This is a genomic window from Frankia sp. AgPm24, from assembly GCF_023243055.1.
GTDB classification, from domain to species: Bacteria; Actinomycetota; Actinomycetes; order Frankiales; family Frankiaceae; genus Frankia; species Frankia umida.
Window position 1 is genome coordinate 33,593 of sequence record NZ_JALKFW010000198.1, and the last position, 14,431, is coordinate 48,023.

Annotated in this window: 10 protein-coding genes; 2 read left to right on the top strand and 8 right to left on the bottom strand. The window is 73.8% G+C overall.

Annotation, left to right across the window (positions count from 1 at the left end):
- Positions 1–15 precede the first annotated feature (15 nt).
- Complete coding sequence (locus MXD61_RS16415) at positions 16–879, bottom strand: TIGR03620 family F420-dependent LLM class oxidoreductase (RefSeq protein ID WP_248814179.1); 864 nt, start codon at positions 877–879, stop codon at positions 16–18.
- 164 nt (positions 880–1,043) lie between these two features.
- Here MXD61_RS16415 and MXD61_RS16420 point away from each other — a divergent pair, with 164 nt between their 5' ends.
- Positions 1,044–1,850 (top strand): SDR family NAD(P)-dependent oxidoreductase, encoded by an 807-nt coding sequence (locus MXD61_RS16420; protein ID WP_248814181.1) that lies wholly within the window; start codon positions 1,044–1,046, stop codon positions 1,848–1,850.
- Positions 1,851–1,902: 52 nt separating this feature from the next.
- On the opposite strand, the gene MXD61_RS16425 is transcribed toward MXD61_RS16420, so the two are convergent.
- On the bottom strand, positions 1,903–2,724 hold the full coding sequence (locus MXD61_RS16425) for an SDR family oxidoreductase (RefSeq protein ID WP_248814184.1): 822 nt from the start codon (positions 2,722–2,724) through the stop codon (positions 1,903–1,905).
- Between the two features lie 157 nt (positions 2,725–2,881).
- Positions 2,882–3,529 (bottom strand): TetR/AcrR family transcriptional regulator, encoded by a 648-nt coding sequence (locus MXD61_RS16430; RefSeq protein ID WP_248814186.1) that lies wholly within the window; start codon positions 3,527–3,529, stop codon positions 2,882–2,884.
- 461 nt (positions 3,530–3,990) lie between these two features.
- On the opposite strand from MXD61_RS16430, the gene modA reads away from it, so the two are divergent.
- On the top strand, positions 3,991–4,791 hold the full coding sequence (gene modA / locus MXD61_RS16435) for a molybdate ABC transporter substrate-binding protein (protein WP_248814187.1): 801 nt from the start codon (positions 3,991–3,993) through the stop codon (positions 4,789–4,791).
- 106 nt (positions 4,792–4,897) lie between these two features.
- On the opposite strand, the gene MXD61_RS16440 is transcribed toward modA, so the two are convergent.
- From MXD61_RS16440 to MXD61_RS16460, 5 genes are all read right to left on the bottom strand, one after another.
- The gene (locus tag MXD61_RS16440; RefSeq protein ID WP_248814195.1) at positions 4,898–6,079 is read right to left on the bottom strand and encodes a hypothetical protein; all 1,182 of its coding nucleotides are present in this window, start codon (positions 6,077–6,079) and stop codon (positions 4,898–4,900) included.
- 435 nt (positions 6,080–6,514) lie between these two features.
- Positions 6,515–8,656 (bottom strand): glycosyltransferase family 39 protein, encoded by a 2,142-nt coding sequence (locus tag MXD61_RS16445; protein WP_248814197.1) that lies wholly within the window; start codon positions 8,654–8,656, stop codon positions 6,515–6,517.
- Positions 8,657–8,997: 341 nt separating this feature from the next.
- Positions 8,998–10,149 (bottom strand): small ribosomal subunit Rsm22 family protein, encoded by a 1,152-nt coding sequence (locus MXD61_RS16450; RefSeq protein WP_248814198.1) that lies wholly within the window; start codon positions 10,147–10,149, stop codon positions 8,998–9,000.
- A gap of 221 nt (positions 10,150–10,370) precedes the next feature.
- Complete coding sequence (locus tag MXD61_RS16455) at positions 10,371–10,835, bottom strand: Lrp/AsnC family transcriptional regulator (RefSeq protein ID WP_248814200.1); 465 nt, start codon at positions 10,833–10,835, stop codon at positions 10,371–10,373.
- A 754-nt stretch (positions 10,836–11,589) separates the two neighbouring features.
- Positions 11,590–13,992, bottom strand: coding sequence for a serine/threonine protein kinase (locus MXD61_RS16460; protein WP_248814202.1), 2,403 nt, complete (start codon positions 13,990–13,992; stop codon positions 11,590–11,592).
- Between the last annotated feature and the right edge of the window lie 439 nt (positions 13,993–14,431).

Genomic DNA, 14,431 nt, shown 5'->3' on the forward strand with positions numbered 1-14,431 from the left:
TCAGCGCACGGCGGGTCAGACGACGGCGGGAGCCAGGCGGCGCCATTCGGCGAGCGGGAAGGCCTGCTGGTCGGCGGTGAGGACCTGCAGGGTGACGTGGTCGGCGCCGGCGTCGCGATGTTCGCGGACGCGGCGGGCGATCGCCTCCTCGTCCCCCCAGGCGATCATGGCGTCGAAGACCCGGTCGCTGACCTCGGCGACCTCCTCGGCGGTGAAACCGAGCCGGATCAGGCTGTTGGCGTAGTTCGGCAGGGAGAGGTAGCCGCGCAGCCACCGGCCGCCGATCTCGTGGGCCTCGTCGGCGTCCGCGCACAGGATCACCGTCTGCTCCGGCAGGAGCAGCGGGCCGGCGCCGACGGCCTCGCGGGCGGCCGCGGTGTGCTGGGGGGTGACCAGGTAGCTGTGGACGCCCGCGGAGCGTTTCGCGGCGACGCCGAGCATCCGCGGGCCCAGCGCGGCGAGGACCCGGTTGGCCGCGGGGACCGCGGGTTCGGCGGCGTCGAGCGCGTCCAGGAAGGCTTCCATCGCGGCGACGGGACGTCGGTACCGGCCGGGGTCACCGTGGTCGACGGCGATGGCGTGACTGACACCGATACCGAGCAGGAAACGGCCCGGGTAGGCGGCTTCGAGCGCCGCGCGACCGCGGACGACGTCGGCGACCTCGAAGTTCCACAGGCTGAGCACGCCACTGGCGACCGTCACCCGGCTGGTGGCGGCGAGCAGACGCTCGGCGGCGTCGAACAGGGTGCCGCCGCCCATGTCCGGAATCCACAGGGCGTGGTAGCCGAGCTGTTCGAGTTCGGCGGCCGCCTCCGCGGCCCGCGCCGGGTCCCCGTAGTGCAGCTGCGCGCTCCATACACCCACACCTGAGACCGCCATGCCCACCCCTTCGTCGCCCACGAGCACACCACCCGCGCGTCAAGTCTTTCACCGGGACCCGCGCGCGCTCAACGAGTGGGGACGATTTCCACTAGCGTCCGGACGGGGGCCCGAAACAGGCCGACCTGTGGGTGGATGGGCGCGAAGGAGCGGAGGATTCGGCGATGGGTGTTGCGCGGGGTGGCTGGACAGCGGTGGTGACCGGTGCGGCGAGTGGTATCGGGGCGGCGTGCGCCCGCCGGTTCGTCGCCGAGGGCGGGAAGGTCATCGGTGCCGACATCGACGAGGCCGGGCTCGCCGCACTCGAGCAGGAGCTCGGGTCCGCGTCCTTCGTGGGTGTGCGCTGCGACATCACGGTCGAGGCGGACGTGGCCGGGGCGGTCGAGCGGGCCACGGCGACCTTCGGCGGGTTGGATGTCGTGGTCGCGAGCGCGGGTATCGGCTTCCTGTCCGAAGTCGCCGATCATCCGCTGGCGGACTGGCAGCGCGTCCTGAACGTGAGCCTCACCGGCACGTTCCTGACCGTCAAGCACGGCGGGCAGGCGCTGCGGGCCGCCGGGCGCGGCGGGTCGATCGTGGTGGTCGCGAGCCTGAACGCGGTCCAGCCCGGTCGGGGGGTGGCCGCCTACTGCGCGGCGAAGGCCGGGGTGGTGGCGCTCACCGAGGTCGCGGCGATGGAACTCGGGCCGTACAACGTGCGGGTGAACGCGATCGCCCCCGGGCTGGTGCGGACCTCGATGACCACCCCGGCCTGGCAGATGCCCGGCATCGTCGACGAGTTCGTCGAGAACGCGCCGTTGGGTCGCTACGCCGAGGCCCACGAGATCGCGAACGTGGTGTACTTTCTCGCCTCCGACGAGTCGTCGTTCGTCTCCGGCTCGCTGTACGGCGTCGATGGTGGTGCGCGCACGCGCCGCTACCCCGACATGGTCGCGAGCGTCCAACGCGCGACGGCCGGCCACTCGGGGTAGTGCGTGTCGCCGGTCGCCGGGTGCCGGTCGCCGGGGCGGGGCGGGACGGGGGTCAGCCGGCCTGGGCCTGGGCGAGGGCGACGCTACCGCCGTCCACCAGCAGGTCGGTGCCGGTGACGAAACGGGCCTGGTCGCTGAGCAGGAACAGGGCGGCGTCGGCCACGTCGTCGGGGGTGCCGACCCGGCCGGCGGGGGCCGCCTCGGTCAGCGCGGCCATGCTGGCGCCCCAGGTGCCGGCGAGTTCCGCGGCGCCCATCGGGGTGAGGATGACCCCGGGGCTGATCGTGTTGAGTCGGGCGCCGCGGCGGCCCCAGGCCAGGGCGGCGGCGCGAACCCGGATGAGGGTCGCCTGCTTGGCGACGGCGTAGGCACGGGCCGAGTCGCGCATCGCCGCGGGCGCCAGGACGTCCAGGTCGAGCAGGTCGTCGCTCGGGGTGGTGGCCACGGCCCGCTGGTGCGCGGGGGGCAGCGCCGCGATGAGGTGCCCGCCGGTGCTGGCGACGACGAGGCCGGCCGCGCCGGGGCCGACGACCGGTTCGAACTCGTCGAGGAACAGGGCGACCCCGTACAGGTCGACCCGTAGGATCGTCGCCGGATCACCCTGGGTCGGCGACACCCCGGCGGTGTGCACGAGATGCGTGGGCCGGCCGAGGTCGGTGGCGGTGGCGGCGAGCGCGGCCATCGACGCGCGGTCGGTGACGTCGATGGTCCGGGTGACGACCTGATGGCCCTGGCCACGGAGGTCCTGCGCGAGGGCGTGCAGGGCCGACTCGTTACGGTCGGCGAGCAGCAGGGTGCGGCCCGAGGCGAGTCGGCGGGCGATGGCAAGCCCCATCCCGCCCGTTCCTGTGATGACAACGACGTCCCGGCTCATCGCGGCGTCCCTTCGCGTGGGTGGGGCGGGTGCCGCTCGTGGCACTCGTTCCGTGTCCCCGACTATGCCGAGCCGCGCCACCAGCCGCGACAACTGCACCACGGGACGGATACACCCCCCGCGTCCCCACGTCTGGACGGACCAGCGGACCAGTGGATCAGCGGGGGGTGACGAGGGCGCGGATGACGTGCTGGGCGACGAACCGCCGTCGCCTGGCCGGCGACCAGGTGGACCAGGGCGGCCGGGCCGCGACGCCGCCAGCGGTGATCAGCCACAGGACGGTCTCGCGCAGGTCGAGGTCGGGGTAGAGCTGCCCGTCGGCCTGCCATCGCCGCAGGTGGGGCTCGAGGTGGCCGGTGACCGCGTCGACGATCGGCCCGCCGCCCTCCCGCAGGGACTCGGCGATGACCCGGCTGCCCTCCGCGAAGATCGCCTCGTCGGGAGCATCGCTGTTGATCTGCGTGACGACGCCGAGGAAGATCTCGCACAGGGAGTCCGACGCGTCGTCACGCCGCGGCAGACACCCCAGCACGGTGGCCATCGTGGTCTCGATCCGGCCGAGCAGGACGGCGAGGATGAGGTCGTCGCGGCCGCGGAAGTAGCGGTAGACCGTCGAGCGGGACACGCCGGCCTCCAGGGCGACCTCCTCCACCCGGATACGGCCGTCGCGGCGTTGCACCAGGCAGCGCAGGGTGGCCTCGACCAGGCGCCGGCGGGCCTCCTCGTCGTCCAGCAGCGCGCTGTCACTGCCCCACCAGCCCGGCGCCCGCTGCCCGGTGCGCTGCTCACTGTTCACCGCGGCCATCTCGACATGGTAGGTGCCGGGCCAGGCGCGATCCGCCGTGCACTGTTCGCCGGTCCTGGCGAATGCGTCACGGACCGTCCGCCGCGGCCGTCGGTCCAGGTCACTCGGGCCCCCGGCGGTACGCGTCGACGGACGCGTCACGACACCCCCACCTTTCGGTTACTCAGATGCGGCACTATCATGCGACAAGTTTCGTATCCAAGGAGCTCCACCCAGGGGGGCATCCGCAGATGCGAGCGGGGGGAGCCGGCCGACGACTGTCGGTCGGGCCGGCGATCGGGGTGACGACGGTGTCGCCGTGGACCGACTCGAACGCCTCGGGGTGCCCGTCATCCTGAGCGGGTTCGGGCCGGCCGACCGTCCACAGACCATGGATTTTTTCAGTGCGACGGTCGACCGCGCCCTGGGGTGGGGGCGATCCGTCATGGGCGAAGGAACGGGACCACGTGAGATTCAGCAGGATGAGGACGGCGTTCGCGGTCATGGCCAGCGCCGGCCTTCTGGTCGCCGGGTGCGGCAGCAGCGGCAGTGACGGAGCGACGGCGGCCACCACGACGCCGTCGGCCAGCGCCTCTTCCAGTGGCGTCACCGGCACCGTGACGGTGTTCGCGGCGGCGTCGCTGACCGGGACGTTCACCGAGCTCGGCAAGCAGTTCGAGACCGCCAACCCCGGCTCCACCGTGAAGTTCTCCTTCGGTGGCAGCTCGACGCTGGCCACGCAGATCAACGCCGGTGCTCCGGCGGACGTGTTCGCCGCGGCGAGCGCGGCCACCATGAAGACCGTCACCGACGCCGGGCAGAACACCGCGGCGCCGAAGGTCTTCGTGCGCAACCAGCTGGTCATCGCGGTGCCGGCGGCCAACCCCAAGGGCATCACCGACCTGCCTGACCTGGTCAAGCCCGGGGTGAAGGTCGCCCTGTGCGCGGATGCGGTGCCCTGTGGCGCGGCCGCGAAGAAGGCCCTGACCGCCGCCGGAGTCACCATCACTCCGGTCACCCTCGAGCAGGACGTGAAGGCCGCCCTGTCCAAGGTCACCCTTGGTGAGGTCGACGCCGCGCTGGTCTACCGCACGGACGCCCTCGCCGCGGGCGGCAAGGTGAAGGGCATCGAGTTCCCCGAGTCGGCGAAGGCGATCAACGACTACCCGATCACCACGCTCAAGGGCGGCAGGAACGCCGCGGGCGCCACGGCGTTCGTGACCTACATCACCTCGCCCACCGCGCAGGCGGTGCTGACCAAGGCCGGTTTCCAGGCTCCCTGACCCACGGGTCGCACGCTCGCGTCATGACCGGGCCCCGTCCCCCGAACCGTCCGCCAGTGCGGACGGCCGGGGGCGGGGCCCGCTCCGTTGTGCCGTCAGGTGCGGGTCAGACGTCGCCGGTCTCGGACTGGCCGATCCGCAGGCAGGCGGCGTTGTCGCGCAGATAGCCGGAGCTGAACGCCTGGGCGCGTTGGGTGGGGCTGCCGTGCGCGTCGGGGGCGGTCGCCGGCTCCTGGTTGAACCAGCCGCCGCGGGTGTCACCCAGGGAGAAGAACAGCATCGCGCCGCTGAGCGCGTCCGACATCTCGAGCAGCCCGGCCTCGCGCGCGGCGGCGGTCTGTCGGCCGGCGAAGCAGTCGGCCTGGTTCTCCTCCGCCCGGGGGACGACCCCGAGGTTCTTCCCGATCCGGTCGCCGCGGTGGGACAGTTCGTGCATCAGCACGAACAGCGGGTAGCTGGGGCCGCCGGCGCCCGCCAGGTCGTTCATGAACTCGATGCTGTAGGCGACGGTGTCGTCCAGCGTGCAGTAGAGGGCGTTGTCGGCGAACTGGTCCGGGTCGGCCTGCCGGCCGCACTCGTCGTCCGGGGCCTGCCCGTTGTGATAGGAGATGATCTTCGGGGTGGTCCACGCCTTCCCGAGCTGCTCCTGCCAGAAGGTGTTGACGCCACCCGGGCAACCCGCCGGTTCGGTCACCAGGCGCAGCGCGTCCTCGACGGTGCGCACCCTGGTCGACCCACAGTTCGCCGGTGCCGGTGCCGGGGACGGCGCCGCCGGGGACGGCACCGGCGTCCCGGTAGCCCCGGTCCCCTGCGGGCCGCTGGCCGTGCCTGCGCCGACGTATCCGCCGGGCATCGTGGGACCGCCGGGCGACGGCGCTCCCGCCGGCGTCGTGACCGCGCCGGGTTCGGTGGCCTCCGGCCCTTGCCTGGCGGCGATCGGCGTGTGCACCGACCCGCCCGACCCCGACCCGTCGGCCGGCCCGGACTCGCCAGCTGGCCCAGAGGCGCCGGCCGGCTGGGACTCGCCGACCGACCAGGGCCGGCTGGCCGACCGGGGCTGGTCCTGCGCCGTGGCCCGGTCGGGTGTCGCCGCGGCGGTCGAGGTGGTCCTGTCCGCCGCCGCGGCCGGGGTGGACGCGTCGACGTGGGTGGCGGCGTCGGCGGGTTCGGGAGACGACATGGGTTCGGCCGCGGTGGCCGCGACCCGGTTCGCCGGCAGGGCGCGCTCGGAGAGCGGCCCGCCCGTGTCCGCGGCGCACCCGGCGGACAGCAGTCCGGCAACAATCACGATCGCGGCCGTAGCCGCCCGAAGAACCCGCACAACGATCAACGTTAGGCGGGGATCAGTCCCGTTTTCACCGGGTATGGGCCCCTATGGGCTGGGCCGTAGACAGTCCGAGGGTCCCGGTGCAGGAGGCCCACCGGTCCCAGCCGCGGCCGTTGCGGCCTGCGCGGCGGCCCCTCGCCGGGCGGCGCCAGGTGCGGGCACGCCGTCCCGGACAAGCTGCCGCGCCGCAGCTCATCGCGGATGTCCGTGGCGGACCGGCAGGCCCCGCCGGAGCCGGACAACCGCGGGTCCGGGGCCGACGCCCACCCGCCGCCGCCGACCACCACCCGGGCCGGCCAGGCCGCGCGGTGTGCTCTGGCCCACCGTTGGTGGTGCCTCCAGTGACGCCGATCACCGCGAAACCGGCCGCAAGGGGTGATCGTGCCCATGGCTCGTTCAGGGGATGTCGGATGCCACCGCGGTGACGGAGACGGTGAGGGCCTGGGCCACCCGCGCGGGCAGCCAACCCTCCTTCGCCCGTGGGGGCACCCAGCGCCAGCCCGTTCCGGGAGCGAGCATGCTCAGCGCACCGGTGCCGGCGCGGCGGGCCAGCGGGAGACGCTCCTCCCAGGCTGCCGTGCCGTCGGGGCCGGGCACGCTGAGCCCGACGACGACGTCCAGGGGCAGGCCGTCGTCCACCCTGATCTCCCCGGGGCCGGCCGGGCCGGTGGTGAGCACCACCGACAGCACCGGGGCCGCGCCGTGGCCCGCGTGCACGACGGTGTCGCGGGTCCCCGCCGCCGTCGATCCCACCCGCACGTACACCGACGCACCCGGCTGGCCTGGTTGGCTCGGTTGACCTGGTTGACCTGGTTGGCCTGGTTGGCCTGGTTGGCCCGGCTGGCCCGGCTGGCCCGGTCGGGGCAGGGCTGGTCCGGTCGGGGGCAGCGTGACGTCCAGGCGCAGTCGTCCACCGTGAATCTGGCGCAGGGCGGTGAAGGAGCCGACGTAGCTGGCGAACGCCGCCGGGTCGACGATCTCCGCCGGCCGCAGCCGGTAGAGGTCGCGTCCGGGCATCCGGTCGCCGAGGGTGGCGGTGCGCGGACCGAGGTCGGCGGCGTACAGGACCCGGTCGTGCAGCCCCGGGTCGTTGCGCAGAACGTGGTAGGGCACCTGCGTGTAGCGGCTGGGCCGGTCCGGGGTGACCACGACGACGGCGGGCCCGGGAAACCGCTCGGGCAGCAGTGCGCGCAGCAGCGCGTCGTGGTCGTTGACCCAGCGCTGGCCGGCAAGCTTCGGGGGAAGCGGCCCCAGCGTCAGCAGGACGGCCACCGCCACCGTGCCCACCGCGATCAGCGTCTGCCCCGTTCGGGCCAGCGGCATCCCGCGCCAGGCCGGGGGTATCCGCCGCACGGGCGAGGCGCTCAGGACACGGGCCAGGGCGCGGGCCGCCAGCGCCCACAGCCGGCGGGCCCCGTCCGCGGCGAGGATGACCACCGGGGTGACCGCGCCGAGATGGTAGTGCGGGCCGATACCGTCGCGGACGCCCGGCAGTGCGAACGCCGTCCCCCACCAGAACAGGTAGCCGGCGACGACCAGCGCGGCCATCGCGACCAGCAGCAGGCGCTGCGCCCGCCGCGGCCGCACGAGCACCCCGACGGCGGCGGACGCCACCAGCAGCGGTCCGCCGAACAGCCAGCCGGGCGCGGCGGTGAGTGTCTGCCAGGTGGCCCGCACCGCCAGGCGCCGCCCGTAGGCGAACGTCGGCTCGCTCGGCAGGATGCGCCGAGGGCCGAAACCGAACCGGTCCAGCGGGTCGGAGGCCGACAGCGGCATCCGCACCGGTGACCCCGTCACCCAGGCGCAGTAGGCGAGCAGGAGCACGACGAACGGTGCGACGCCGAGCAGCGCCCAGCCGGTGCGCCGCACCGCCACCCGGGGCGTTCGACGCAGCCGGACCAGCGCGAACACCACCACCGCGGCGAGCACCAGAACCGCGTCGTAGGGGCGCAGCAGCAACGCGAACCCGGCCGCGGCGCCCCCGGCGACCAGCGCGCCCCGGCTGCCGGTGCGCGCCCCGCGCAGCAACCCGGCCGCGGCGGCGGTCAGCGTCGCGGCACCGCAGGCGTAGGCCAGGGGCAGCGCCGTGTGCAGCAGCACCAGCGGGCTCGCCGCGAGTATCCCGGCTGCCAGCGCGGCGCTGGCCGTGTCGTCGAGCAGTTCACGGGCCAGCAGGTAGGTGCTGGCGACCCAGCCGGCGGCGACCGCGGCCGGTGCGACGATCATGGTGCCGAACAGCAGCTGGGACAGGGCCAGCAGCGCCGGCCAGCCCGGCAGGTACTTGGTGAACAGGTGGCCGTCGCGCTCGCCGGTCAGCCACGGGCGAAAGAACGGCTCCATCGTGGCGGCGTCCAGGGTGAGCCGGCCGTGCGCCAGCATCCTGGCCTGCAGCACGTAGGCGGCTTCGTCGGCGTCGCCGGAGCCGTACCGCAGCAGCGTCGACTGCAGCACCAGGCTCGCGGTGAACGACGCCACGCACAGCAGCGCCACCAGGCCCGCCGCCGGCGACCACGGCCATCTGCTGGCCAGTGCCCTCACCGCCCCGGCTGTCGCCGAGACGCCCCGCCGACGGTCGCCGGCCGGCCGCGGCGGCGGCGGTGGGGTCGATGTCGATGTTGGTCTCGGAGTCGGTGGTGCCGACCCCGACGCGAGTGAGGATGCCCGCATCTCCCCCGTCTCCCCGGCACGGCCGGTGCGGGATTCTCCCGAACCAGCCTGTCCCTGCCCGGAATGCGATCACAGCGTAGTTGGGAGATAACTGCCGCTTGTACCGGGGTGTCCCTCAATGGTGCCGCTCGTTGCGACCATGTCCACGCTGGTCGGTGCCATGGATGTCCGACGGCCGCGGGATGCGCTAGTCCGATCGGGCCAGCGATGATCTAGACGGTCCGGGGTGCCTGTCCCCCGGCGGCCGGGTCGGTGGGGGCGGCCGGGTCGGTGACCGATCCGGGGGCGGGGTCGCCCCAGCGGGCGCGGCGGGCCCAGGCGTAGGCGTCGCGGCGGCTACGGGCGACGACGGCCTCCCGCTGTCCCTCCGGGACACACAGGGCGAGTCGGATGTGCCCGGCGTGCGCCCGCGGTGCGCGCAGCAGCCGGCCGGGGGCGTGCGCCGGCTGGCCGCGGGAGGCGATCAGATAGGCGAACTTCTCGTCCTCGTGGCCGCGTTCGGCGTCCTTGAGCGCCCGGTGCACGGCACTGCGCTCGACCCGGCGGGCGAAGTGGCACCAGTCACCGTCCGGCAGTGGGCAGGCCCCGTCGGACGGGCACGGCGCGGTGATCGTCGCACCGTCGGCGAGCAGCGCCGAGCGGGCGGCGAGGATGCGGGCATAGCCGTCGGGTGTTCCGGTGTCGACGATGACCAGTGCACCCGTGGTGGCCCGCCACCAGGCGGCGACGGCCGGACCGCGGGTGGCGGCGGGCAGCTCACCCAGCAGATAGGACGCGACCGTGAGATCCGCGGCGACGCCGACCGGCGGCACCTGCGCCGTGGTGTGGTGCCAACGCGCCCCGGTGCGCAGCGGCCCGGGGGCGCCCAGCCGCGCCAGGCCGCGACCCGCGGCGATCATCCGGGCCGAACGTTCGACCAGGTCGACGCCGGTGATCTCCCCGAACACCTCGAGTGCCGCCCAGGTCGCGGGGCCCGGCCCGGCGCCCAGGTCGAGCAGGCTGTGCGGCTGCCAGTGCGGTCGCCGGTCGGCGAGTTCGGCCAGCACCACCCGGCTGACCGCGAGTGTCGCCGGCAGTCGGGCGGCGAGATAGGCCCGAACATGGCCGTCGGTCAGCCTCGCGTCCTCGGGAGTGTCCGATCCGCCGCGATAGCGCTCCGACAACTCACGGTAGGCACGGGCCAGTTCCCGGCGCGGAGCGGTGCCGGCCCCGCCACCGGTGCCCCGAGCAGCGCCACCACGAGCACCGTCACCACGCCCGATCGGAGCGGTCGGAGCGGTGGCAGCGGTCGGAGCGGTGGCAGCCGCGGTCGCGGCCGCGAGCAGCACGTCGGCATCGAAGCCGATCCGCGTCCGCGAGGTCACGCCAGCAGCGTAGTGCGCCCCCACCACACACGAGAATCCCGGTCCATGCGCAGATCAACGCACCGGCCGAACGTCCAGCCGGCGAACCCGCCGACCAGACCGTGGCCGACCGACCTGTCCCCCGGACCGACGGCCGGCCATCCCAACGGACGGCTGATCCGTGGGCCAACCGATCGGTCGATCAGGCGATCGACCGATCGGTCAGGCGATCGACCCGGCGGTTATTCGGCCGGATACACCGGTTCCAAGGCGGACGTGCGATGATGATCGAAAACAAGACTCGTCTGCACGTCGTTCACTTCGGGCCGTTCGGTGATCCGATCGACAACGAGTCCGTACAGCCCTTCCACATCAGGCACGGCGACGTGCAGCAGAAAATCGGCGGCACCCGCCGTGGTAAACACACTGACCGTTTCCAGCAGCCCACTGGCCCAGGTCCGGAATTCGTCCATCGTCGCACGTGACGAGGGTCGAACCCGAACCGAGACAAGTGCCTGCACCGGCCGCCCGATGGCAGCCAGGTCGAGCTCAGCGCGAAATCCACTGATGATGCCGCGCTCGATCAGCGAACGCACACGTTGCAGCGACGTGGACGGCACCACCCGGGTCGCCAGAGCGAGATCCCGGTTGGTTCTTCGGCCGTTTTCCTGCAACAGGCGCAACAGGGCGCGATCCAGGTCGTCCAAGCGAGCTCCCCTCCCACCGCAGTCTCCCCCCCGGGTAGCGGCATGCTAACAAAATGTGCTGGTTCCGGCATTTCTTCGCACTGTTCCCGACCGTTGCTGCCCGGCCCTCGTGACACGCCCGGATGAAGCACACGGACCGGCACCCCCCATCACCCGTCCGTATCGCCGTCACCGCACCGGTCGCCTTCTCACGGCCCCCATCCCGCCTACGCGCTCGCACCCCATCACCCTTGGACGTCTTGGGAACTCGCCGAAACGCACCTCGGCCCCCCGCTCACCCATACCGCCCCCACACTCCCGCCGCGTCCTCCCATCCGCCCGCGTCACACCTTCTGCCACCGGTGAGCACCACCGCACGCCGCGCGCCCCTCTCCCCCAGCCATCGCGCCAGGCTGGCGCGCTCGCCGCACCCGCCGATCGGACGAGACGGACACGGCGTCGCCGGCACGGCCAGCGCTCCCCACCTGACAGGGATTCGACAAAAGTGATGAAAAGCCGCCACCTTTGGGCGGCGCACGGCGGCCTCCCACCCACCTGTCCTCGACGCGGGAGCGAGTCCGAGGCCGCCACCGCGGGCGGCGCTCCCGGACCGATCACGCGGGAGGAACTCAGGACAGATCAGAATGAGCGGTGCGCCTTGGCGGACCCAGCGCGATCCGGTGAGGCGAACGGCACACACCCGCGGCCGTCAGCGCCCGGTCCCTCGGCGATCAGCCGACCGTGAGGGACCAGCCCGCCGTGGCGCACCACCCGGTCAGCCGGGCGCGGCAGCGACCAGGAGGGTGACGACGGTGCCTGGCGCGACCAGGCCAGCGGACGGCGACTGATCGAGAACGGTGCCCGGGAGGACCTGGTCCGTGCGGGCGATGCGGCGCGCGGTCCCCAACCCCGCGGCGCGCAGGGTCGACTCGGCACTCGCGACATCACGGCCCCGCACATCCGCGACCATGACGGCGCCCGTGCCGGAGCCGCCGGTGGCCGGGCTGGTGCCGCCGGTGGTGCCGGAGCCGGTGGAGGTACCGGGGCCGGTGGCGGTGCCGGGGCCGCCGGCCGTCTGGGTGCGGTCATCCGAGGTGCGCTGGTCAGTGGACGGTGCGGAGCGTGTGCCCAGCGTGGGACTGGCCGAGGGGGTGGGCGTGGCGTGCTCGGCGTGCGTCGGGGTGGCGGCTACCTGGCGGTCGAGGCCGGTGGTCGCAGCGGGGGTGGCGGTGCGGCCGTCCGCGCGGCTGGGGGCAGGAGCAGTCGGTGCGGTGGATGCGACCGTGCTGGCGGGCCCACCTGGCCCGTGCTGGCCAGAGGGCACCGAACCTGGTCCCATCGCCGTCGCCGTCGCCCGGTCCGCTCCGGAGTGCGGACGCAGGTGCGCCAGCACCACGATCAACACCGCGATCACCGCCGCGGCCAGCATCGCCAGCGCGACGATGACCGGAAGCCGCCACGTGCGACCCGCCCGACCGCTGCCGCGCTCGGACCGCTCGGACCGCTCGGACCGCTCGGCGCGTCGAGGATCGATCAGTGGTTCGAGCAGGACCGCGGTCGGCGGCCCGTTCCACTCGCGGGCCCGTGTCGGCCTCGGCGCCGGGACAACGCCGTCGAGAGCCGGCGACGAGAGCGGACCGGTCGCCACCGGGGACGGCATGGTCGATCCCGCCCCGGGCGCGGGTGGGCCTGGCTGCGGGGCATCGGCCCCCTGGACCGACCGGGTGGCGCGCACGAGACGGGAGCGGGGCAGGAACACGACCCGGTGATCGAAGGTGACGGCCCGCCCGTCGGCGCCCCTGCGGGCCTGGGCCGCCAGACGGGCGACGAAGGTGAACGGGCCGCGTCCGGCTGGTCCGCCCCCTGGACCGGCCGGGCAGCGGCCCAGCTGATGTGGCGCACCGAGAGGGCCGCGGTGGTGCGCCGCGGTTACGGTCGGCACCCGCGGTGCGGGCATGCCCGCGGGAGCGAGGTTCGCCTCCGTCGCCCCCGATCTGTTCGAGGCGTCCGATGCCTCCGAGGCGTCCGAGGCGTCCGAGGCGTCCGATGTAGCGATGGGAGGGGCGGGAACCTCCTCGTCACCACCACGGCGCGGGGCGGCGACCAGGACGGAGGAAACGTCCGGCAGGGTCGTGGGCGTCACCGGTGTCGTCCTGCACACGACCGGCATCTCGATCACGCTCACCAGCCCCGCCACCGCGTCCGGGGCGGAGTGCGAAGCCGTGGCCGCGGATGAGGCGGTGGCGGGGGCCGGTCCCACCGCGGCAAGCGCGTCCTCGGATCGGACCAGGTGCCGCAGCAGGTCGTCGGCGCTGGGACGGGCGGCGGACTCCCGGCGCATCGCGACGCGGACGATCGTGGCCAGCGCCGCGGCGCCCAGCGCGGTGTCGACGCGGTCGAAGTCGGGGTCGTCGCACTGGAGGCGGCGCATCTGCTGGGCGGCCGTCCCGTTGCCGAAGGGCGGTTCACCGGTGGCGGCGAACACGACCAGCGCGCCCCAGGCGAAGATGTCGGTGGCGCTGCGGACCCGGTGGCCGCTGGCCTGTTCGGGGGACATGAACGCCGGTGTGCCGGCGATCCGGCCCCGCGGGCCCCGCGGCGCGTCGTCCGACACCCGGGCCAGGCCGAAGTCGATCACTCGGGGTCCCAGCGGGGACAGCAGCACGTTGGCGGGGCTCAGGTCGCGGTGGACCAGTCCCGCGCTGTGCATGGCGCTCAGCGCCGCGGCCACACCGATGGCGATCCGCTCGACCTCGACCGCTCCCAGTGGGCCGCGCGCGGCGACCGCCTGGGCCAGGGTCGGTCCGTCGACGAACTCGCTGACCAGGTACAGCGCGCCGGACGCGTCGCGGGCGACGTCAAGAACCGCGGCGGTGCAGCGGTTCGCCACCTGACTGGCCGCCGCGGCCTCCCGGCAGAACCTTTCCCGGTAACGGGGAATGCGCGTGATCTCCGTTCGGATCACCTTGATGGCCACGAGCCCGGTATCCCGTCCGCGGCCAAGGAACACCGCGCCCATGCCGCCTTCGCCCAGCCGGCCAAGAATCCGGTACTCACCCAGCAGCCGCGGGTCGTGCGGTCGTAGCGGCGCGGGTCGGGTGGTCAGCCCGCTCGGCGGTCCCTGCACGTCGAGGGCCTGGTCCTGCGACGCCTGGACATCCTCGTCGCGCGCATCCACATGTCCTCCGTACGGCCGACATGAGCGGGCGGCCGCCGCCCGTCGGATCGTTCCTATCGCGAACCTGCCACCGGTTCGGTGTGCTGTTACCCGGGCAGGCCATACCGCCATTTCGATGCGTCGCGGACGCGGGAGAAGAACCACATTCCAACCGAGGCACGAAAAGGCCCCCGCCAGCGGCGGCCGCGGGCCTTCTCCGGCATTTCCCGGCCCGTTTCCGCGCAGGAGAGCCACGGCGACCGACGTCGTCCTATACCCCGCGTCGGCCGGCCGCTTCGACCGACGGACCGGAATCACAGCGGCCGGTCGGCGTCTACCGGCCCGTCCGGGTGATGCCGCCCCGGCTCATCCCACCCCCCACATGGGCGGCCATCCCCGACCGCTGGCCGCTGCCGGCGGACCGCCGGTTCCCGCTGGCCGGTTCCCGCCGGCCGGTGGA